This window comes from Flavihumibacter solisilvae (assembly GCF_000814475.1).
Lineage (GTDB): Bacteria > Bacteroidota > Bacteroidia > Chitinophagales > Chitinophagaceae > Flavihumibacter > Flavihumibacter solisilvae.
In genome coordinates, this window is the sequence record NZ_JSVC01000045.1 from 92,089 (window position 1) to 114,484 (window position 22,396).

Consider the following 22,396-nt stretch of genomic DNA (forward strand, 5'->3'; position numbering starts at 1 on the left):
GATTCAGTAACCAGGGTTTTGAACGAGCGCCTTATCGACAAGAATCTGCTGTGAAGGAATAGGAAGTAACAACTTGTTTACGTCAGTAAATCCCAGTACTGTAATTGCCCTGTTTGTTCGAACGAGGTCGAACCAGCGGTGAGGCTCAAATGCAAATTCAAGCCTTCGTTCCTGCTCGATTGCCAATAACAACAGGTCGCTCGTATTTTCCGAAGCGGGCAGCAATCCAGACCTGTAGCGAATACGGTTTAGATCTTCCAGCGCCCCGGCTGTGTTCTGCAATTGAGCGCGGGCTTCAGCCCTAATAAGATATAATTCGGCAACACGTATCACCCAGCTGGGATCGGAAGCAGGGTTCCGGTAATATAAATTGCCATACCACCGGCCCTGGTTGTCTTTGCCGACCAGTGATGTCCTGTTGCCTGCGGTCACCGGGTCACTGAGCAATGCAAGCAATGCCGGCGATGGAGCCCACTGCCTCGTTCCACCGTTTGTTTGTGGTTGCCATTGGTTACGATGCCCATTTACTTCCGTGGTTCCATTGTAAAATATTTCAAATACAGACTCAACAGTTCCGCGTGCATCAGCAGCGAAAAAACTATTGTATGGACCAACAAGCCGGTATGACGCGGAATCATTGATTACTAACGACGCGAACTGTTCCGCTTCCGCCCATTGACCACGATAGAGATAATACCTGGCCTTCAATGCATACACGGTTTTGCGGGTTGCACGATACCGGTTTGTGGTTTCAGGCAGCAAGGCATCTGCATTTTCGAGATCGCTGATCACCTGGCTATATGTCGCGTCTGCCGTACTACGGGCTATTCCGGAATTTTCTTTGGGTGAAGTTGTCGGTGAGGTGATAAGGGGAACACCGCCCCAGGTCCTTACCAGGTCGAAATAGGCCAGCGCACGGATAAAATATGCTTCGCCTATCAATTGATTCCTGAATGCGTCGGTCAGCTGCGGATCAACTACCGAAGGCACTTTGGCAATTACATTGTTTGCCCGGTTAATAACCTGGTAAATGGCAGACCATGCGCCTGCTATTGTTGAATTCTCGGCGCTGACATCATGATTGATGAATTCCTGAACCTGCGACTGCGAGCCTGTCCATTGAACATTGTCGCCAGACAGGTAACCGATGGACTGAAATCCTGTGCCATAATAATTTGAGGAAGCAAGCGCATTGTATACGCCCCGCAGAGCCTGCTCAGATGAAGCTTTGTTAAAAATTGTCACTTCGTCCGATACGGAATTCTTTGGTTGTACATCGAGGAATTTGTTGCAGGAAAATAATGCTGCTGCAAATAAAAAGAAGGATATGCTGTTAACTAATTTTTTCATGTTCATTGCATTACAGGGTGACATTAATTCCGAATTGCACACTCCTGGGCTGAGGTGGTGTACCCAGGTCAATACCCGGTTGGTTCTGACTGCTGTTGGCGCTTGATTCGGGATCAGGGCCGGAGTAGCTGGTTAACAGGAAGAGATTGCTGGCCAGGCAGTACAAACGGATATTTTCGAACCGGATCCTGCTGACAATCTTTTTCGGAATGGTATAACCCAGTGAAAGGCTGCGCAATCTGAGAAACGAGCCATCTTCAAGCCAACGGCTTCCGCCATCGAGATAATTGTTTACGTTCACACCATCCGAGCGGGGCACATCGGTCTTGTCACCGGGCTGCTGCCAGCGCTTCAGGTTGTTTGCAAATATTACCCTTGCGGCATCCCTTGCGCCACCCCCTTCACCAAAGAAGCGATTATGGTTGTATGTATCATTTCCATACTGGAAAGAGAAGAAGATACCAAGGTCAAAATTGCGGAAGCTGAAATCATTGGAAATGCCACCAAATAACTTCGGCCATACACTTCCAATCACCTGCCTGTCTGCGGCAGTAATAGCATTATCCTTATTCACATCTTCATACACGGCTTTACCAGTCTCAGGATCTACATACAGTTGCTTGTACAACCAGTAAGAATACAATGGCGAACCTTCCTGTTGCAGGATGAGATTACGGCTTCCATATTGCAGGGGAGTCGCAAGCTTTTCTATTTTATTGATGTTTTGGGCAAGACTTATCCCCGTAGTCCAGCGAAATTCCTTTGCAACAATGTTCACTGATCTTATGCCCAGCTCAAATCCTTTGTTGCTGATCTCAGCGGCATTGCTCCAGTATGTATCAAAACCTGTTGTGGAAGGCAGCGCCAATTGCAGAAGTCCGTCACGCGTGTACTTGTTGTAGAAATTGAACTCAAAAGAAAGGCGGTCATTGAACAATCCGAGATCGAGACCGATATTAAACTGGCTGGTACGTTCCCATTTAAGATCCTGGTTTGCCAGTTGTTGCGGGGAAATACCTGCTGCGCCTTCATATGAAACTGCGCCACTCCATAATCCCTGAGCAGCAAAGTCACCAATGCCGTTCTGGTTTCCTGTTATACCATAACTTGCACGCAACTTAAGGTCACTGATTGCGTTAATGCGCTGCACCAATGGCTCTTCGATTATTCGCCATGCAATGCCGGCAGAAGGGAAATATCCCCACTTATGATTATCACCAAACTTTGACGAGCCATCTGCCCGAAGACTGAAATTAACCAGGTACCGGTCGTTGAATGAATAATCGACTTTACCGAAGAAAGAAGCGAGTGAATTTTTGCTCCATGACTGTGTTCCGCTTACTGCGGATGCCGAAGCGATCTGGGTGAATGAATTGTTTGCAAAACCACGTCCTTCCAGGTAGGTACGGTCATAAACGCTTTGCTGTAAGGTATTGCCGACGATCGCACCAAATGCGTGCTTGCTGCCAAAGCTGCGGCGGTATGACAGGGTTTGTTCGTTTACCCAGTTTGAATTCTGCGTGATGCTGCTGGTGGCAAGACCGCTGGGACTTCCTGCTATCAACAGGTTGTTCCAGTATTCCGATTCGTCATAGTTGTTATAATCAAGTCCCCAGCTCGACCGCAATACCAGCTTGGGCAATATTTCCAGTTCTGCATATAGATTTCCTATATAACGTAGACTCCTTGAATTCACATCATAGTGGTCTATCAGAAGTGAGACATTATCGAAGCCGGCCCGTCCCACCGGCACACCTTCATCATTATATGGAGAAAGGTACGTTGGAGTATGCAGCGCTGCCTGAAGGAGCCCTCCTGCAGGACCGTCGCCCGCACGTCCCTGGTTACGATAACTTCTTGTAACGGTATTGCTGACGCCAACCTGGGCACGGGATCCGATCTTCTGATCGAGATTTATTTTCAGGCTGGCGCGGTCAAAGCTGATGGGCTTTAATATTGATTCCTGTTTGTCGTAACCGCCACCTATGTAATAGCGCGTTCCCTGGTTGCCACCTGCAACTGAAATGTCATAGCGTTGAAGTGTAGCTGTTCTGAATACTTCCGACAGCCGATCATAAGTTTGTTGCTCCTCGGGTAAGCCACGCCCTGCTACACCGTTGATAACTTCTGATTTCGGCCGGAAAGGACGGTTTGCATAATTTCTGTTCAGGGATGGATTATCGACACCGGTATTGATCCACCACTCATTCACCAGCGTCGCGTGTTCGGGACCGGTAGTAAGTTCCCACAATGGTGGCGCCCAGGCAGATCCCCCGCTGATATCAAAAGTAATCTTTGGCTTCTGGTTATAACTTCCTCTTTTGGTTGTGACGAGAACCACACCATTAGCGCCACGGGAACCATACAGGGCTGTCGCTTCTGCATCCTTCAGTATCTCGATGGTAGCGATGTCGTTTGGATTGATATCAGCAATGGGTGATGTTGATTTTCCCCCGGTACTGATAGTCTGAAGGCTACTACTGTTGATGAATACACCATCAACGACGTACAAAGGTGTATTATCAGCATTAATTGAAGTCGCACCGCGGAGCCGGACATTCACTGCCTCTCCCGGAACCCCGGTATTGGTTGTTATCTGTACACCAGGTGCCTTACCCTGGAGCTGCGCATCGAAGCTACCTGCAGGGATATGCCGTGTATCAGCGGGATTGATTTTGGTTACAGCGCCAACCAGGTCTTTTCTCTTTTGCGTGCCATAACCGACAACCACAACTTCATCAAGTTGGCGGTTGCTGCGCTGAAGGGACACTGAAAGGAAACCGTCTGTTCCCGGTACAAGATCCCTGCTTTGATAACCAACCAGGCTGAATGTGAGGACGCGGTGTCCCTTTGGTACACGGATATTGAATTTTCCTGATTCATCGGCAATGATCTCACCGGTAATCCCCTGGATGCTGATACTGACCCCGGGAAGTGGTTTGTTATTGTTGGCATCTGCAACAGTACCGCTGATATCGCGATGTTCCTGCTGCGCGTATACCATACCGTTAGCAAGTAAAAACAGTATATATATTAGAGTTGTTCGCATGAAAGTTCGTTTACAGAAATTGACCGATTGTTATATAACCGTACCTATGATAACAGCAGGTAAGCCGGCACATGACCAACCACCGGACAGGCCGGCTTACGCAAGGCTGTTGACCTAGGAGTTATGTTTACAGGTGATCGCCGCTCCGGATCGGAAAGCGATAAATGGCAGCATCATTTCACCAGGAATACTGGGGAGCGATTGTCCTAACAACAATAAGTGGATATGAAACAAATGTATCTGACGTCCACCATCCTCCGTTGTGCAGCACGGGTTTGCAACTTTTTCATGTCGGTGATTTATAAAAGTTTTGGCTTGCAGCCTCTGGTTGCTGGTGGTTAACAACCATTCTGCCGTAGACGAATTACTAGTCTACTATTTATATAGACAAAAGAAATACAAAATTCTGAACTGTCAAAACATTTTTTTCTTTTTCAAAAAGAACTCATCGTATATCGATCTGTTCGTTCCGGGCAAAAAAAGTTGCGACATTCAAAAAACATGCCCGCAGTTTTTTAACACCGGCCAACCTGCGCATGCTTTTTGTCGTTGGGATAGATGGTAGAGGAGCATGGCAAAGTTTAACAACACTAAAAATTAGATCATGAAAAATCTATTGTTAAAAGGGATGTTGATGTTAAGTCTGCCGTTACTTATTGTTTCCTGTGATTCTAATGATGACGATAACAATCCGGAACCCTCAGTTGTAAAAGAATGGAATATTGACCTGAGCACCGCTAACGAAAATCCTGCTGTACCTGGCAGAACAGAAACCGGGAACCTGGCACTTCAGCTGATGGCGGACAACTCGCTCAAATATACAATTACAGTAAATAATGTAGCCAGTGGTGACGCATTACAGGCAGCACATATTCATACGGGAGATCCGGTCATTAACGGTCCCGTAATACAGGATTTCTCTCCATCTTTTAACGGGGGTACTGCTACCGGCACCATTACAAACGTCCGGCAATCACTGGTAGACAGCCTGAAGAACGATGCCAATCAACTTTATTTTAATGTACATTCCACTCAGGTGGGTGGCGGACTTGTCCGTGGGCAGCTTAACAGCAGGATGGAGTTTGCGCAGGATGTTGTATTGTCTGGCGAAAATGAAGTTCCACAGGTTGTCACTACTGCAACAGGGAATGCCCGACTCAGGATGACAGCAGATAAAAATCTTTATTACATAGTTAATGTGGACGGTTTGGAATCAGGGGATGAATGGACAGCAGCGCATATACATAACGGTGCGGCAGGCGCGAATGGCAGTGTACTGGTCGGTCTTGCGGCTGGTCCTGCTGATTTTGGCGTACCCAAAGTAGTTACACTTGACGATGCCGGTTTTGCTGCTATCAAAACAGCGGCGATATATGTAAACGCGCACACCAACCTTTGGCCTGACGGTGCAATTCGTGGCCAGATCAGGTAAAGAAAAGTAAGGGCCTGTTTTAATCTGTATCAGGAGGTTGCCAGGGAGGCAACCTTTTTTATATCCGGCGATAAATGGTTTCAGTTGCTTTTACACTTTCTCCTTGCGGTGAAATATTATAAGCTGTAATGATCAGCTCACCATTTTCCTGCAATTGCATATCAGTTTGCCATCCCCATTCCTCGGGACTCTCCCCTCCGCTTGAATAACTACCAACTACGTCGGGCCTTGATTTTTTACCAGTCCCACCCTGTGAAAATAGTATTCCCGTATTCATATGAAAAGTATCGATCCAGGCAGATTGAAAACGGTCAGTATGGAGGTCATATCCCATTATCATGAAGCCCTCCAATGGCTTGCCCTGAAAGCTGGCAGTATACTCATGAACCAGGAACCTGCCGTTGAGGATTATGCGGATGGTCCCGGTCATCTCGGCTTCATCTGCAAGTTGGTCAGGTCCGAACCATACCCGGCATCGGCCTGTCCAGTTTCCGGTATAATTTTGAAATTCAGAATGAACTCCCAGTTGAAATGATTCGGAAAATGTGGTGTTTGACATACATGACGCTTTCCCTAAAGGTGATAATTATCCGCCAGGATCAGCAGCACTATTTTTTCTTGTCAACTTTGCTATACAGTGAAGTAACCCATCTCCGTGGCAGAATACGAATTACGGAGGATGTAACAGATGGCAGGAACCCGGGAATGATCAGCATTCTTCCATCGAGAGTCTTTCTGACTGCAATTTCACCTACTTTTTCAGGTGGTACAGCCATCCACACACCAAAGACTCCCAGAGTCTTTTTTGTATCTTTTTCTATCTCTGGCTTAGTAAAAACCGGTCCGGGCGTCAGGCAACTTACACTGATGTCTTTATCCTTTAACTGGTATCGAAGTGAATAACTAAAAAAAACTACCGCAGACTTAGTAGCTGAATAAACATTCTTCGTTGGCATAGGGGCATATCCCGCCATGCTGGCAACATTCAGCACATAGGCCGGAGTATTCTTTTCAAGCAGTGGAAGCAACAAGTAAGTCAACGCCATAGCAGATTCCACATTAAGCCTTACCATATAACGAACTGTATCCAGGGGAATCTCCAGGTAGTCCTTTGCACCACCAAGGCCTGCGACATTGCACAACACCTTTAGTGGAAGATCCCGTTCAATACACCATTTTGAAATTTCTGTAGCTGATGATTCAAAAGCAAGATCATGCACAAGGTACTCTACATGGATGTTGTTCTCCGCTTCCAGTTTTTGTTTGGCAAGCTTCAGTCCATCTTCATGCCTGGCGATGAGCACGAGGTTGAATCCCCGTTTGGCCAGCGCTTTTGAAATAGCAAAACCTATTCCCTTACTACCACCTGCAACAAGTGCATAAGGCCTGTTATTATTAACAGGTTGCTGTGCCTGCATTGTTATGGAACCACCTGTCAGGAGTAACAGGTAAGCAATGACAGTGAACTTCATTTACGGAAGGTTTTGTCAAACGATGCAGTAACTGTGCCAGCGGATATAATGAAATAAAAAGGGTCTCCATTAGGGAGACCCTTAATTTTTTAACCTGTATAGATTAATACAATGGATTTTGCACTAGGTTGATATTCCTGTTCAATTCATCCTGTTCTATTGGCATAAAATAAAACCGGGCATTCCACTCTCGGTTCTGCACATCTTTTACAGTATATGTAGGAGTAGGTGAAGTTGTATTATCGGGCTTCAGCTTATAAACGATTTCCACGCCTTTGACGTTGGTATATGCCTGGTCGGCAATCATCCAGCGGCGGATATCAAAATAGCGATGTCCTTCGTAGGCCAGTTCAACCAGTCGCTCGTTCCGGTAACGCTGAACAAGGGCCGCTCCCGATTCTGTGATGTCGGGCATAAAGGATCTTCTCCTGATCATATTCAGGTAGGTTTTCGCTTCGGCTTCTTCACCCAGCCCCAGGCAGGCTTCAACATAGTTCAATACAATTTCAGTATATCGGATATAACGCCATGGCTGCGTTTGTTTTGAAAACTGCGCGTCAATGGATGGATCAACAAACTTGCGGAGAAAATAGCTCGTGTAAGTACCGTTCCAGTCTTCGATCGGGCTCTTCCTTGTATCAAGTCCGGAAATTACTTCCATAGCTCCATTGGTCCACTTTTCGGTAAACGCAGTCTGGATCACTCCCTGCGGATCACGTGTTGCCACATCTGCAGGCCTAGGTCTCCATTTCGCCCCGTTATACTGTACGGTAGAATAAAACCTTGGATCCCTGCCGGAATATGGATCCGAAGCCTGGGCTGGATTACTCCAATTGAATTTGCTTCCATCGGCCATTTCAAAGGCGTCAACAAACTGTTGCGTCGGGCAGTTGCTTCCCCAGCCGTGATAACCATTCGGCGTGTTATACAACCCGGGATTGTATCCATCCCAGTTCTGATCCACTTTAGTTGTAAAATGTTTGAAGAAGATATCCTCCGAAGTTTCATGCTTCAGGAATATATCACTGTAATTGGCTGTAGCCTCCTGGGCATTAGCGGGGTTCGGCATATAGAGTCCATAGCCTGCCTCTCCTGCCATATCCATTATTGCTTTGGCTGCATTCTTTGCCGCCTGCCAACGTGCAGTACGATCACCACCGACATATCCTACGAGTTCCTTGCTGGCATAAGCACCGGCCCATGAGGCATTACTGTTGGCGAGGTCACCGGCAGCAAACAGCAGCGTCCTGGATTTCAAGGCCAGCGCTGCGCCTTTTGTCACCCTTCCCTTGTCTTTCTGGGTTACGGGCAACAAGGCGGCAGCTTTATCACATTCTTCAGTTATAAAATTAATGCACTCCTCATATGTGTTTCGGGGAACTGCGAAGTCATCATTTAGGGTGTATGCTTTTGTAATAATCGGCACGCCACCATAAAATGATACCAGGTTATGATATAGGTATGCACGCAGGAAATGTACTTCCCCTTTCATCGCGTCCCTGGCAGATGCCTCTACAGGAGCTGTTTCTATTTTCTCAAAGAAAAGATTCGCCGAGCGTACAAACTTATAAGCCGTACGCCAGTTATATTGCTTCATATTGGAAGCCCAGAAATCATATGCGAATATGGACATATCACCTGGCGTGATCAGGCTTTTAGTAACGTTACTGGTACCAAAATCGGCATTGTACATCGATTCATCTGCAAGTGAAGCCATCATGATACATCCAAATCCATGAGGCACACCGCCATATATATTGTTGACAAAGGTCTGTATCAGTGCAGGGTCATTCCATACGCTTGCATCAGAAAACTGGTCAACGGGTGTCAGGTTCAATTCTTTTTTACAACCTGTTGCCGATAGTAAAACTGCAAGTATGGAGTATTTGATGATTGATTTTTTCATAGCTAACAATTAAAAGGTTAAAGTGGCACCAGCTGATAAAACGCGCTGTAGCGGGTAGCTTTGTCCGCTTCCCGCTGACGCTTCAGGGTCGAAGTCTTTGTAATCCGGGCTGTAAGTAAGCAGGTTGTACCCGCTGATGTACAGCCTCATTTGCTGCATGCCTGCCTTCTGGGTCAGGGATACCGGTAAGGTATAACCGAGCTGAAGGTTCTTAAGCCTTACATAATCTGTCTTAAGCAGAAAATAAGTATTGTTATTGCTCGCCCAGTACTCATTTCCCCGATTAAATGCCCGGGGCTTGTCCGAAGTCGGATTGCCGGTTGTCCACCTGCCATCAGCAAAGCTTTGAAGGTAGTTTCCAATTTCCCCCGATTCCGTGTTGATATAATTAACCGCCCCTGTTGCAGCCTGGAACAATAAGGCCAGGTCAAAACCCTTATATTGAAGGCTCAGGTTAAGTCCACCGGTAAACGTAGGCACAGTGGATTTATCAACGCGCTTGCGGTCGTCAGGATCAATAACCCCATTTTTATCCAGGTCTGCAAAGATCAGGTCCCCGGGTTTAGCACCGGACCAGTGGGGATACTTGTCCAGTTCCGATGCATCATGAAATACGCCGATGGCTTCATAATACAAACCGGTGCTCATTGGATGACCAGTAGATCTCTGGTACTCCGGGGCACCAGGCGCTTCATCCCAGAACTGGATCTTATTCTTTGCATATCCGCCATTGAGTCCAACCGAATAGCTGAAGTCCCTTGTGCCGTTACGGTAAGTGATATTGAAATCAAAGCCCCTGTTCACCACGATACCGATGTTCTCAGGAGGCAGGGTCAGTCCCGCCGAAGCCGGGATCGATGCGTTACGGGGATATAGGATATTGGAACGTTTGTAATTGAAATAGTCCGCCTCGATCGACAACCTGTTACTGAGCATCGTCATATCGAAACCGATATTAGCCTGGTCTGCTTTTTCCCAGGTAACATCCAGGTTTGGTATTCTTGTTTCATAAAGTGTCTGGTTTTCTGTTGATCCGTTTGTGACGAAAGGGAAATATGGAGAACTGATAAAGTTGCCATATGCATAAGTAGTCATGTACTGCCATTCAAGGATCCTGTCGTTCCCTGTCTGCCCCCATGATCCACGGATCTTAAGGTTATCAATAAAATTGATGTTATTCGCAAAGAATGGTTCCTCTGACACCCGCCATCCAAGTGAAACCCCGGGAAAGAAACCCCAACGGTTTTGTTCCGGGAAGATGTAAGATCCATCATAGCGCCATACGAACTCCGCCAGGTATTTTTCCCTGAATGCATAGTTAACACGGCCGAAATAATTGAGCCTTGCATTCACCCATCCTGATCCGCCATTATTTATTTCGGCAGCGCCGCCTGCAAATAGCTGATCAATTGCTGTGGAAGCATAGTATCTCCTGAATGCATTGAAATAATCGGCATTTCCTTTCCTCAATTCCGATCCAACCATTAATCTGATGCCGTGATCACCAGCGATTTTAGTGTCATAATTGGCCAGCCCGTAAAACGTCTTGGTAATTTCATCGCGAGAGTATTCATTCAGCCTCGCATCGTCAAAACCTCTCTTTCCTTTTACCAGTACGGGATTGCCATCAGCATCGTAGGTATTATAGTCCCAGGTATACAGGTACCAGGGAGTTTGCCAGGTCTTGCGGAAATCGAAACCTTTGTCGAATGAGGCATTACCTGTAAGGGTAAGACCCTTCACACCGGGAACCGAAATATTCAATTTAAGGTTTGTATTCAGTACATAGTATTTGTCCTTGTCGTAACCTGTCGCATCTGTGCTGATCACAACAGGGTTGTCGCCATATTCAATATCCGGACCTGGAGTTCCATCGGGCCAGTAGGCAGGAAGAGTTGGCTTACCGCGCATGACCATGCGGAATATGGAACCCGCTCCACGAACCGGGTAGTTCCTGTCCTCCAGCCGGCCAGCTACATCCACTGCAAGTGACATGTACTTATTGATCTTGCCGTCGAGATTACTGCGAAAATCATACTGGTTATACTTTGTCGCACTATTATAATAGTTTCCCTCCTGTGTCTTTGCTCCCAGGGAAACAAAATAGCGCATGGCATCTGTACCACCCGACACTGTCACATTGTATGCATTCTGTGCAGAACGCTTTTTAAGTGTTTCGTCGAACCAGTCGGTATTCGGATATTTCCAGAGGTCTGATCCATCACTAAACTTTCGGATCTCTTCGTCTGTATATTTTGCGGGTGAACCATTATACGCTGCGATTTCATTCAGCATTGTCGCGTAGGTTGCGGCATCAGCCATTTTGGGAATCCTGGTCGGCTGGTTGTAACCAAAGTTCACGTTGAAACTGATCTCAGGTTTACCAAGCTTTCCCCTTTTTGTAGTGACCAGGATCACCCCGTTTGCAGCCTGCGCTCCATAGATCGCTGCTGATGCATCCTTAAGTACCGTAACGCTTTCGATACTATTAGGATCTATCCGGTCAAGGCTTCTGCCTGCAATCCCATCGACCACAACAAGTACGTCGTTGTTATTGAGCGTGTTCATACCACGGATTCGCAGCGTAGATCCATCATATCCTGGTTCCCCGCTACCCGTTACCGCTGTAAGTCCGGGTAAACGACCAACCAGGCTGTTGCTCACGTTGGTTGCCGGAGACTGTATAAGCTCGCGTCCCTTTACTGAACTTACTGAACCAGTCAGGGTTGTCTTCTTTGATGTTCCGTAACCAATCACTACAACATCTTCAAGGCCCTTGCTCGATGGAATCATTTTAAGGCTGATAGGTTCATTTCCGTTCACCGTTACTTCCTTTGAATCGAAGCCTATTGAGGAAACAACAAGCACGGATCCCTCCGGAACTTCGAGTTCAAACTCACCGGTTGCAGAAGTTACAGTACCGCTTTTGGAACCTTTGATGTTTACAGATACACCTTCCAGCGGCTGTCCCTGTTCGTTAGTGACCTTTCCTCTCACCGTTATGTCTTTGTCCATCTCCGCAGAACGGTTTATCACTACAAGATTTTTATTGACCAACCGGTAGCTGAGGGAAGTATTTGACAGCACGCGGTTCAGTACCTGGTCCACGGGCATATCGCTGACCTCGAGGTCAATCCGGGTTTCCCCGCTGACCAGCCCGTCGTGGTAAAGGAACCGGTAGTTCGTCTGGCGCTGGATAATGGAAAACAGCTTTTTCAGGCTGGTATTCCGGACAGAAACCGTCACAGTTTCCTGGGCCATACCTGTTGCGGCGACCTGCAGGCAGAATACGGTTAAAAACAGAGCGGTTAGTTTCATAATCAGCAGCAGTTTCAAATAGGATTGACCTCCCGGTAAATGCCGGGGTTTAGCGCATTTTTGCATATTTTGCAATCATTAAAGTTTACAATAGGGGCTTAAGATTCGCAGTCCTGGCCCCAGTTAGCTTTGGTTTGAGGGGGATGTTGACGCATCTCCCTTTTTTGTTATTCTGGTTTGATTTATGTCATTGGCGATTTCATTTTTGAATGGTAATTATGTTTCCTTTCCTTGAGTAGCGGAATGAGTATGTGAGTTGCATGGCATTGAGAGCTTCTTCCAGGCTTTCGTTCTGGAACACACCGGTGAATTTTTCCCTGGCGATTGATTCGTCTTCAATATGAATGCTGACGTTGTACCAGCGACCCATCCTTTCCGCCAGGTCTGCAAGCGGTTCGCTGTTAAAAACCAGTTTGTTGTCGAGCCAGGCGATTTCAGGAATCAGCCTACTTTGCGATTCACGGGTAAGTTTATTCACTTCGTAAACAAGGGGCTGACTGCTTATCGACTCAATTCCACGTGCCTTTGCAGGACGGCAATCTTCCTTCGTGTAAATGACGATCTTTTCGTTTGGCTTGAGCAGGATTTTTCTCTCCGCATCAAAATGTGTCGATAATTCCACCACACCCCTTATCAGCGCGGTTTCCACTTTACTGTCACCGGGATAAGATCTTACATTAAACGCCGTCCCTTTAACAGTTATATTTACCGGGCCTGCATGTACTACCAGCGGAAGCGCGCGATGCGTAACATCAAAGTATGCTTCTCCCGATAACAAGATATCGCGGTTGGATTGCCCGTACCCTGGTTTACATGTAATGCTGCTGTTGCTGTTTACCCACACTATTGTGCCGTCAGGAAGCACATTTCGTCCTTTGCCGAAATACAGGTTGCCGTGCCCGGTGTCAACCTGTGTAGCAATTTGCCTGCTTCGTGGATAGTTGTTTGCAAAAAACCAGACTGCAACAGCCAATGTAATTACGGTGCAGCTAACGATCAGCAATAAGGGCTTTTTTGTTTTTTTCAGTGCAGGGCGGAATGGCTTGCTGGCTTCATTGTCAAACTCGCCTGGGAAATGCCTTTGCATCTGAACCAGTTGTTTCTGCCAGGCAGCACGGTCAGTTTCGTCGGGATTTATTTCAGGAGACTGCTGACGGAAATATGCTTCATGTATTTCTACCTGGCTCGCGGTGCCGGGATCCTGCCTTAAAAGGTCTTCGAGCTCCTTTATCTCGCCGGAAGACGCTTCTCCGGAGAGTTTTCTTGCTACGAGATGCCAGATTCTTTCGGATACCATGTGCTGTTAGGTGTTACTATCTAAGGAGATAACAACGCAGGCAAATCCCCTAAAGAGAGGAAAAGATTTTTATTTTACGGTACGTTCCGGGAAAACGAAGCGAATGGACTGGCTTATCCGCCGGGTTGCGATTGCCATCTGGGCGTCGATAGTTTTGACGGAAATATTAAGTATAGTTGCAATTTCCTTATACTTCAGGCCGTCTTCGCGAACCATTTTATAAATAACCCTGCATCGTGGCGGAAGGGATTGAATCGCGTCGTGCAGGTGCCGGATCATTTCACCATTGAGCAGCGTTTCCTCCGGATCCTGGTACCCGGAAATAAGCTTATCAGCATCAAGTTCCTCGAGACTGAATTCACTGCTCCGGTTATTTTTTTCAAGGTGCTTCACTGCCAGGTTCCTTGTAGCAACATAAACATAGAGATTAATATTCTCCACCTCAATCAGCCGGGCGCGGCTCTTCCAGAGATTGACGAATAGATCTGCAGTGACCTCCTCAGCGATGTCCTGGCTTTTTACCAAGGCCATCGCAAAACCGCGCACTTTTTTATAGAAGTGATAATACAGTTTTTCAAAAGCTTCCTGGTCACCAAAAAGCGCTACACGTTCAATATAGGATTGTAATTGAAGTTGAGCAGTCATGTTTCTAAATGGCACAATAAGCAAACGAAGTGAAAATTAAATCTTTTATTGTAAAAACCAAAGACCAAATGTTTTTACTTATTAATTTCTACTTTTCCATTTCTTATGATCCTCCTGGTCAGTGTTGTACTCCGAATCTTCTCCAATCCCGCTGCGAATGTGTTCCAGAAGCAGCTGACTGCGCGCGGGTACCATCCGCTGCTGGTAAATTTCCTTACGTATTTTTTATTGAGCGTTGTATGTATAGCCATTGCCGTTAGAACACCGTTTGCCAACTTATCTGCAGAATGGTGGATGTATTCGTTGCAGGCAGGAATCGCGGGAGCTTGCGGAAATGGTTTCCTTGTGAAGGCACTTGAAAAAGGAGAATTATCGGTACTTGGACCGATCAATGCTTACAAATCCGTAGTAGGAATGCTTGTAGGAATTGTTTTGTTGCGTGAGTTCCCAAATGCGTGGGGCATGCTGGGAATGCTGCTGATCATTGCCGGGAGTTATTTCGTACTCGACACTATGGGAGAAAGATTTTCCTGGGGTCTTTTCGGCAGGAAGGAGATACAGTACAGGTTATGGGCGCTGATCCTGACCGCGATCGAAGCGATCTTTATAAAGCGCGTCATCCAGTTGTCGTCGCCCGAAGTGGGGTTTCTCAGCTGGTGCTGGACCGGCGCTTTCTTCTCTTTCTGGCTGGCATTCCTGTACGGGCAAAAGATAGGGCCAGGCATCAGACAGATCCGGCCCTATGATATTAAGAAATTTGCCTGGCTGGTAGCCTGCATCGGCATCATGCAGTTCAGCACTAATTATGTTTTCAAATACATGGATGTCGGCTACGCATTGGCGTTATTTCAACTGTCCGTAATAGTGAGTGTTTTTTTCGGCCATCGCTATTTCGGTGAAAAGGACATCCGTAAAAAGCTGGTGGGCGCTGTCATTATGCTGGCTGGTTCGGTAGTGATCATCTTGCTGAAGAATGCGTAATTATTTCCAGTCCGCATACCACAAATATCCAGATGTATTGTTTGTGATCTTTCTTACTGGAGTTCCATCAGACGTAATAATATATAGATTGTCATATCCTGATTCTTTAGGACTTTCAAAATCAGAAGAAAAAACGACATAATTACCATCAGGTGACCACGCAGCATCACCGGTTAGCCTGCCAAAGTTTGTAAGCTGCCGGGTACCAGATCCATCTACATTCATGGAGAACACTTCTGAAGCACCAGTTCCTGTCGAATGATAATAGAGTATCTTTTTACCATCCTTTGATACTGAAGTGAAAAACATGCTTTTTCCGGTACTGTTTGGAATTTTTTTCAAGTGCCCGGTTGCAGGATTAATGGAGTAGGCATTTGCCCGCGGTGTATCTACATTGGACATAAAGAAAATAGTTCCATCATTTGACCAGCAAAGGTTAGCCACATTAACCTTCCCTATTGGGCGGGTAAAACTCGTTAGTTGTTTTTTGTTTAACCCGGAAATATCAGCCTGAAACAACTGGTAATTGCCATTTGCATCAGGATGAGCGATTGCCAATTTCTTTCCATCGGGCGAGGGAGAAACGACCGTAAACAGCTCGGTGTTTTGAATAGCCTTCTTCTCTTTCGCATCTGCACTTGCATAAAAAAGTCCAAACTGATTGTTACCTGTCTGTACAGTTACAAAATAACCCGACTTGTCAAACAACAACTTTGGGTCAACGTAGTAAGGATTTAATGCTGGCTCAACCAGATTATGGATAGAAAGGCTGTCTTTATCCACATCATAAATCCCAACACCCACAGTATCCCCGAAGGATTTTGAGAAAACTATTTTGCCTGTAAGCTGAGGTTCTGGATTCGGTTCTGGTTGGGGTTTAGGTGTTGTTTCACTTTCCTTTGAACAAGAGTACACAGTGATGGCAAGACAAAACGCCAGGAACATTTTCGATAATCGCATTGAATAAGGTTTTGCGGCGCCAAATTAGTACTGCAACCCCATCCAGGCATCAACTGATAAGTATATTTTTCCCATTAATGTCTACTCATTTCAACCAAAGTTTTCAGTGCATCCAGTTCGTTCATGACACTAATATTAACAGTAATCAGCGTTGAGACAAAGTCGGACTTTCAGCAACCGCGATCTCTTTTCGTTCACGAAAGAAGATGGTAAAGTAAACCAGTACCGCACCTGCGATCATCGCCGGTACTATCCAAACGCCCTGCCAGTTGTGGCCGCCTTCAATCTTGTAGCTTTCGGCAATGATTCCCGAGAACCAGGTTCCGATAAGCATTCCCAGTCCGTATGTGGCCGTAGTGAACAGCCCCTGTGCCGCATTCTTGATCTTCTCGCCTGCTTTTTTCTCCGTATACATATAACCGGTAACAAAGAAGAAATCATAACAGATGCCGTGCAGTATGATACCCATATACAACATCCAGCTGTTGGGATCGCCATAGCCATATGCAAAGAGAATATACCGGAGTACCCAGGCACTCATTCCAAGCAACAACATTTTCTTTACGCCAATCCGGTTGAACAGGAATGGAATGGCAAGGATGAAAAGACCTTCTGATACTTGTCCCAGGATCATCTTACCTGCTGCGTTTGTCATACCTACTTCATTAAGAAACGGGTTGGCAAAGCTGTAATAAAATGCCAGAGGGATGCAGATGAGGATCGCTGAAATAAAGAAGATCAGGTACGGACGGCTTTTAAAAAGGACGAGAGCCTCGGCACCGATAGCTGATGCAGCGGAGCCTTCCGCAGCTTTCCCTTTCGGCGGTGTATTGGGTAACAGGAAACTATACAACCCGAGAAAAACGGAAACTGCTGCTGCAATATGAAAAGTTGCGGGTGATTTTTCGATACCCAGGTTGCCGACAATCGTTCCTGCAACAATCCACCCCGCCGTTCCAAAAACCCTGATCCACGGGAATTGCCTGCCAGGATCGGTCATCTGGTTGAATGCAATGTTATTCGAAAGCGCGATCGTTGGCATGTACACCAGTGAATAAACCAGGATCACCCAATAAAATGCCGTATTGTTTCCAATTGTTGTTGCAAGGAAAAGTAAAGCACCACCTACAACATGCAGCACTCCCATAATGCGTTGTGCCGCAAAGTACCTGTCGGCCACCAGTCCCACAAAAATCGGGGACAGGATCGTTGCCAGGGCCAATGCACTGAACGCAGCGCCGATCTGAACATCCGTTGCATTCAGCTGTTCCTTCATATAGGTACCCATGGTCACATACCAGGAGCTCCAGATAAAGTATTCAAGGAACATCATAAGCGAAAGCATGGCACCGGTACTTTTTTTCATATGCAGTTTTATTCTGATTCGGCAGGTAAAATACTATAAATTGGAATTGTTATGACAGTAATAATAGTATTGTTTGTGTTACTGGCGGTATTGGCAGTATACCTTTTTTTGAGGCAGCCGAAATTTGGCAGGGCGCCAACGGGGAAAAGACTGGAGCAGATGAAGCGGTCGGCGAATTACAAAGAGGGACAGTTCCACAACCTGAGCAATACTCCCACCCTCACGGAAGGTGTAAGCTTTTACCAGGCATTCCGTGAGTTCTTCTTCTCCCCTTCGAAAAGAAAAAAACCCCAGGTATTGGTCCCTACACAGAAAACGGACCTGAATGGACTCCAGCCAAATGAAAATTCACTTGTCTGGTTCGGGCACTCGTCTTACTTCCTTCAACTGGAAGGAAAAAAAATCCTGGTTGACCCTGTTCTCAGCGGTCATGCCTCACCGGTAAAATTCACGACAAGGAGTTTTGGCGGCAGCGATGTGTACACTGCCGATGACATACCTGCAATTGATTACCTGTTCATCACGCACGACCACTGGGATCACCTTGACTATACAACTGTAATGAAACTTAAGCCGCGGATCGGCAGGATAATAACTGGTTTAGGTGTGGGAGCACACCTGGAGCATTGGGGTTTCGCACCGGAAACAATCATCGAAAAAGACTGGGACGAAACGGTGGTACTGGATGACGGATTCGTAGTACACACTGCTCCTACCCGGCATTTTTCAGGAAGGGGATTTCGCCGGAACGGAACTTTGTGGCTGTCTTTCATTTTAATAACACCGAATCACCGCATTTACTTCGGCGGCGATTCGGGTTACGATTCGCATTTTGCGAACATAGGGAACAAGTATGGACCGTTCGACCTGGCCATACTTGAAAACGGCCAATATGATAAAAACTGGAAGTACATCCACATGATGCCTGAAGAGGTTTTGAAAGCTGCACAGGATCTGAAGGCTGGCAAATTGCTGCCGGTTCACTGGTCGAAATTTGCCCTTGCCAATCACGACTGGGACGATCCCATCATCAGGCTATCTGCGGCTGGCATTCATCATACTGCCACGATACTTACCCCATTGATCGGAGAGCGGGTAAACATAGACGTTACCACACCCTCCACGAATCAATGGTGGTTATCAAACCGGTAATTTCTGTTGGGAAAAGAGCGATGTATTAATTGTCCTTGACGCAACGTACAGACAATGCAGCCAGTGCATTGAGGCCATTGAAGCTGCCATCCGCACTGTTGTAAAGGAGCTGCTGATTATAGAACAGGGATACTGCAAGTGAATACTGGGTGAACGGATCTCCGCCATAGAGGTCGGTTGACCAGTAATGCGTACGTAACTTCAAACCGCCAAATGTACCATCTGCAAGTCTTTCACCTGCTGGTAACGCAGTGAATCCGCTGCTGTTGGTTGCCCCTGTATTTGGTGCTGCCCACTGTGTGGTTCCTGTAGCCTTGAGTTTACCTGCTGCAGTCGCAACGCCTCTCAGGTAGTCTCCCAATTGGATCCATTCTTCATTTGTTGGAACATGCCAGCCCTGAGGAGCGATGTTGCGTGAATCTTTAGCTGCATAAAAATTGTACAGCTTTCCATAGATGCTTTCATTCTTAGCATTGTTTCCATAAAAACACCAGGCTGCTTTATCAGTCTTCTCTGCCAGGCTAGCCCAATCGGCCGTTGAACTGACATTTGCAATAGGTTGACCGTTTCTATACCGCGTCACGCGCAGGTTTTCGGCCATCCACACCTGGTTCCCGATCTTGATGGTCTTGTACTCGTTACCATCAATGTCAACACACTTAGCTGCGATCCTGTTTTTTTTGTGATCCCTGTTTACTTTGGCGAGGGAAGTAATCGTTGGTTCGGTGTAATCTGTTTTTGAACAGCTGGAGAAGGATACGATACCACCGAACAGCACAAGGGTAGTTAATGCCATTTTCATAATGAGTGATTAAAGGGTAAACAAAACGGCCTACTTAGGAAATGAATTGGCGGTCTTTTTGGAAGGATTGGAATGGCTTACAAGGTGGAGATTGGATCCTGGCAGTTTCAGTCGCTAATGTAATATGTTAAATTAAATGCAGCAAGAAATCTCCTTGATATTATTTATCTGAAAGCTTGTCTGGGCCTGCTCTGCATGGATAAACGATTGTAATACAACAGGTGAGGGTATGAGTAATGTGAATAAGTTGTTTCATTAATTTTTCAGAAAGCAAAAATCGTCCGCCCCTTTTCGTTAAAGCGTACACGATTTAACGTTGCTTTTTTTTCCCGGCCACTCCAGGGTAAAATCGGCCAAAACTTAGTAGCATCGCGGGTTTTAGGCGCTTTACAAACTGACACCTGAACACATACGCTTATGGAAAATATCGCATGTAACAAGTTGTAACAATTCCCCATTTTGTACGTCATAAGGGAATATGAAATCAATGAAGATCCTGTGCGGAATTTGCCTGCTGTCAATAGCTACTTACTGTGATGCACAACAACCCGCATCGCGGAATACGAACCCGAAACCGATCGACACTACTTCACTTGACCTGAAAAAATTTGCCGCTTCCATATACGGCGATGAAAACGATTCGTTTGAGCAGGCCCGGAAACTTTTATATTGGCTGAGCAGCAATTTCAAATGGACAGCCACTGATTATAAATCACGTACCGTAAATGAGATCATTTTCCGCCAGGGAGGAAATTGCTTTGAACTGGCCAAAGTGTATATGGCCATGATCAATGCCGCCGGGATTCCGCACAGAGGTATAGCCGAGATCAACATCCACACGTTTACTCCGCGGCGGCAGGAAACCGCAGCGTCATTGGTGAAGGAAAAAGGAAACAGGTACAGTGTGTTCGGCCTCCAGCATAATGATCATCGTTGGGTTGAAATTTATAATTCAAAGAGCAATAACTGGGAACCTGCCGACCCTTCTATTGGCGTCATCGGGATCAATGACTGGCTGGAAGCCCGTGTCTGGTTTGGTGAAAGAAAGACCATCGATACTTCCTTTACCAATGAAATGATCGTTCCTTTCGCCATCTTTGTTACCGGCAACGACAAGTCGCCGGTTGAAAGCAGGTCTGCCTGGTACCTTATCGATCAGTTCAATGCACTCTACGGGGGAAAGCTTGCCGACCTGCCTGAGTGGCAGGATTGGATAAAAGGAGTTAATGCGCTCAACCTTCCTTCAATGAATGCTTTCCTTGGAAATGAAGACCTGCATCAATACCAGGAAAACATCAGCAGACTTGCCACAGCGTATGAGCGACTAAAAAATTCATGGCTCAGAAGCACTTCGGTGAAGCAGAATTAACAAAAAACATGTACGTGGTGTGGAGGAACGGCCATATCGGAACGCCATTTGCCGTCTATACTTTAAACACTGGTATATGCAAAACCATCCATTAAATGGCAAAACCATTGTAATAACAGGCGCTTCCAGTGGAGCCGGCCGGATGACTGCCCTTCAATTTGCCCGTTATAAGACCTGCCTCGTTCTCGCCGGCCGCAATATGGTGGCATTGAATGAAACAGCTGAGCAATGCCGGAATGCAGGCGCTGAAACCCTGGTTCAGCGAACTGACACAGGCGATTACGAAATGGTGAAGAGCCTGGCGCGGGCAGCAAAAAACTGGAAAGGATCGATCCATGTCTGGGTCAACAATGCCGGCGTTCTGGCTGCTGGCGTTTTTGACGCTGTCCCTATGGAATTGCATGAAAAAGTGATCAGGACAAACCTGCTGGGTTACATGCACGGCGCGCACGCCGTTTTGCGCATTTTTAAAGACCAGGGATATGGAACACTGATAAACAATATATCCGTTGGTGGCTACCTGCCGGTTCCTTATGGCAGCTGCTATTCTGCAAGTAAATTCGGAGTTCTGGGTTTTTTTGAGGCATTGAAAGGTGAACTGGCCGACTGGCCACATATACATGTGTGTGACCTGTTCCCGGCATTTCTCAATACACCGGGCATCCACCACGCTGCGAACTATACGGGCAAGGTGATCAAGCCCGCACCTCCTGTTTTTGATCCTGTTCATGTTGCCCGCGCCTGCGTACGCGTGGCACTGGTTCCGAAGCCGGTCACTTATATTGGTTTTACTGCGCGTCCGCTTAAGTGGATACATATCATCTGCCCAGCGTTCATGAGTTATTTTACAGGCAGGATCATCCGAAAATACCTGGACAAGGCAAACCTCATCGCTGAAACGAGCGGCAATGTGTTTGACACGGTGGAATTCGGAATGAGCACACATGGCAACAATGGGAACATCCCGAAACCCTCGAAGACCCTGGCAGCTTCTGCCGCAGTGGGACTTCTGGTCGGATTCTGGCTGACCCGGGCGCTCAGTCTGCGGCGCAGTTGACGGATTTGCTCCACACTGCAGCGGTAATAATTGCCCACTGTGGCCCGGCTCAAGCGGGAAGACCGCTATCAGCTGGTTGGCACAGAATTGGAATATACAGCAGTAAGAAAACGGTGATTTCCTTTAACAAACCGTCGGAATCCAAAAGATGCGACGAATACTAAAAGGAATAAGCGTTTACAAAAGCTGTATTTCTCTGAAGTACAGCTTTTCTTATTAAATTGGGATAAGCCTAAACCT

16 protein-coding genes are annotated in these 22,396 nt (G+C 46.6%); 5 read left to right on the top strand and 11 right to left on the bottom strand.

The genetic code is table 11. The annotated features are described in order from the left end of the window. Window positions 1-3: 3 nt before the first annotated feature. Window positions 4-1,350 (bottom strand): RagB/SusD family nutrient uptake outer membrane protein, encoded by a 1,347-nt coding sequence (locus tag OI18_RS22890; protein ID WP_205410098.1) that lies wholly within the window; start codon window positions 1,348-1,350, stop codon window positions 4-6. A gap of 10 nt (window positions 1,351-1,360) precedes the next feature. Then, window positions 1,361-4,399, bottom strand: a complete 3,039-nt coding sequence (locus OI18_RS22895; protein WP_039144471.1) for a SusC/RagA family TonB-linked outer membrane protein — start codon at window positions 4,397-4,399, stop codon at window positions 1,361-1,363. A gap of 604 nt (window positions 4,400-5,003) precedes the next feature. On the opposite strand from OI18_RS22895, the gene OI18_RS22900 reads away from it, so the two are divergent. Beyond that, window positions 5,004-5,831 (top strand): CHRD domain-containing protein, encoded by an 828-nt coding sequence (locus OI18_RS22900; RefSeq protein WP_082038102.1) that lies wholly within the window; start codon window positions 5,004-5,006, stop codon window positions 5,829-5,831. A 58-nt stretch (window positions 5,832-5,889) separates the two neighbouring features. On the opposite strand, the gene OI18_RS22905 is transcribed toward OI18_RS22900, so the two are convergent. From OI18_RS22905 to OI18_RS22930, 6 genes are all read right to left on the bottom strand, one after another. Further along, window positions 5,890-6,390, bottom strand: a complete 501-nt coding sequence (locus tag OI18_RS22905; protein WP_039144478.1) for a DUF1579 domain-containing protein — start codon at window positions 6,388-6,390, stop codon at window positions 5,890-5,892. 49 nt (window positions 6,391-6,439) lie between these two features. Beyond that, on the bottom strand, window positions 6,440-7,303 hold the full coding sequence (locus OI18_RS24095; RefSeq protein WP_052273507.1) for an SDR family NAD(P)-dependent oxidoreductase: 864 nt from the start codon (window positions 7,301-7,303) through the stop codon (window positions 6,440-6,442). A 103-nt stretch (window positions 7,304-7,406) separates the two neighbouring features. After that, on the bottom strand, window positions 7,407-9,209 hold the full coding sequence (locus OI18_RS22915; RefSeq protein ID WP_039144480.1) for a RagB/SusD family nutrient uptake outer membrane protein: 1,803 nt from the start codon (window positions 9,207-9,209) through the stop codon (window positions 7,407-7,409). A gap of 9 nt (window positions 9,210-9,218) precedes the next feature. Beyond that, complete coding sequence (locus tag OI18_RS22920; protein WP_240312827.1) at window positions 9,219-12,527, bottom strand: TonB-dependent receptor; 3,309 nt, start codon at window positions 12,525-12,527, stop codon at window positions 9,219-9,221. 199 nt (window positions 12,528-12,726) lie between these two features. Next, window positions 12,727-13,824 carry a FecR family protein gene (locus OI18_RS22925; RefSeq protein ID WP_039144482.1) on the bottom strand — a complete coding sequence of 366 codons (1,098 nt, stop codon included), beginning with the start codon at window positions 13,822-13,824 and terminating at the stop codon, window positions 12,727-12,729. Between the two features lie 69 nt (window positions 13,825-13,893). Next, window positions 13,894-14,469 carry an RNA polymerase sigma-70 factor gene (locus OI18_RS22930; protein ID WP_052273508.1) on the bottom strand — a complete coding sequence of 192 codons (576 nt, stop codon included), beginning with the start codon at window positions 14,467-14,469 and terminating at the stop codon, window positions 13,894-13,896. Window positions 14,470-14,574: 105 nt separating this feature from the next. Here OI18_RS22930 and OI18_RS22935 point away from each other — a divergent pair, with 105 nt between their 5' ends. Next, window positions 14,575-15,450: a DMT family transporter gene (locus tag OI18_RS22935; protein ID WP_039144484.1), complete on the top strand. Its 876-nt coding sequence runs from the start codon at window positions 14,575-14,577 to the stop codon at window positions 15,448-15,450. On the opposite strand, the gene OI18_RS22940 is transcribed toward OI18_RS22935, so the two are convergent. Both OI18_RS22940 and OI18_RS22945 read right to left on the bottom strand, forming a co-directional pair. After that, on the bottom strand, window positions 15,451-16,410 hold the full coding sequence (locus tag OI18_RS22940) for a TolB family protein (RefSeq protein WP_039144485.1): 960 nt from the start codon (window positions 16,408-16,410) through the stop codon (window positions 15,451-15,453). It abuts the gene before it with no gap. Window positions 16,411-16,555: 145 nt separating this feature from the next. Next, the gene (locus OI18_RS22945; RefSeq protein ID WP_039144488.1) at window positions 16,556-17,776 is read right to left on the bottom strand and encodes a nucleoside permease; all 1,221 of its coding nucleotides are present in this window, start codon (window positions 17,774-17,776) and stop codon (window positions 16,556-16,558) included. A gap of 51 nt (window positions 17,777-17,827) precedes the next feature. On the opposite strand from OI18_RS22945, the gene OI18_RS22950 reads away from it, so the two are divergent. Next, window positions 17,828-18,928, top strand: a complete 1,101-nt coding sequence (locus OI18_RS22950; protein ID WP_039144491.1) for an MBL fold metallo-hydrolase — start codon at window positions 17,828-17,830, stop codon at window positions 18,926-18,928. 25 nt (window positions 18,929-18,953) lie between these two features. Here OI18_RS22950 and OI18_RS22955 read toward each other — a convergent pair whose 3' ends face one another. Further along, complete coding sequence (locus tag OI18_RS22955) at window positions 18,954-19,730, bottom strand: fibrobacter succinogenes major paralogous domain-containing protein (RefSeq protein ID WP_052273509.1); 777 nt, start codon at window positions 19,728-19,730, stop codon at window positions 18,954-18,956. 478 nt (window positions 19,731-20,208) lie between these two features. Between OI18_RS22955 and OI18_RS22960 the strand changes: the two genes are divergently transcribed. Both OI18_RS22960 and OI18_RS22965 read left to right on the top strand, forming a co-directional pair. Further along, entirely contained in the window at window positions 20,209-21,099 is an 891-nt protein-coding gene (locus tag OI18_RS22960; RefSeq protein ID WP_052273510.1) for a transglutaminase-like domain-containing protein, read from the top strand. Window positions 21,100-21,175: 76 nt separating this feature from the next. Further along, window positions 21,176-22,156 (top strand): SDR family oxidoreductase, encoded by a 981-nt coding sequence (locus OI18_RS22965; protein WP_039144492.1) that lies wholly within the window; start codon window positions 21,176-21,178, stop codon window positions 22,154-22,156. The last annotated feature ends 240 nt before the right edge of the window (window positions 22,157-22,396 follow it).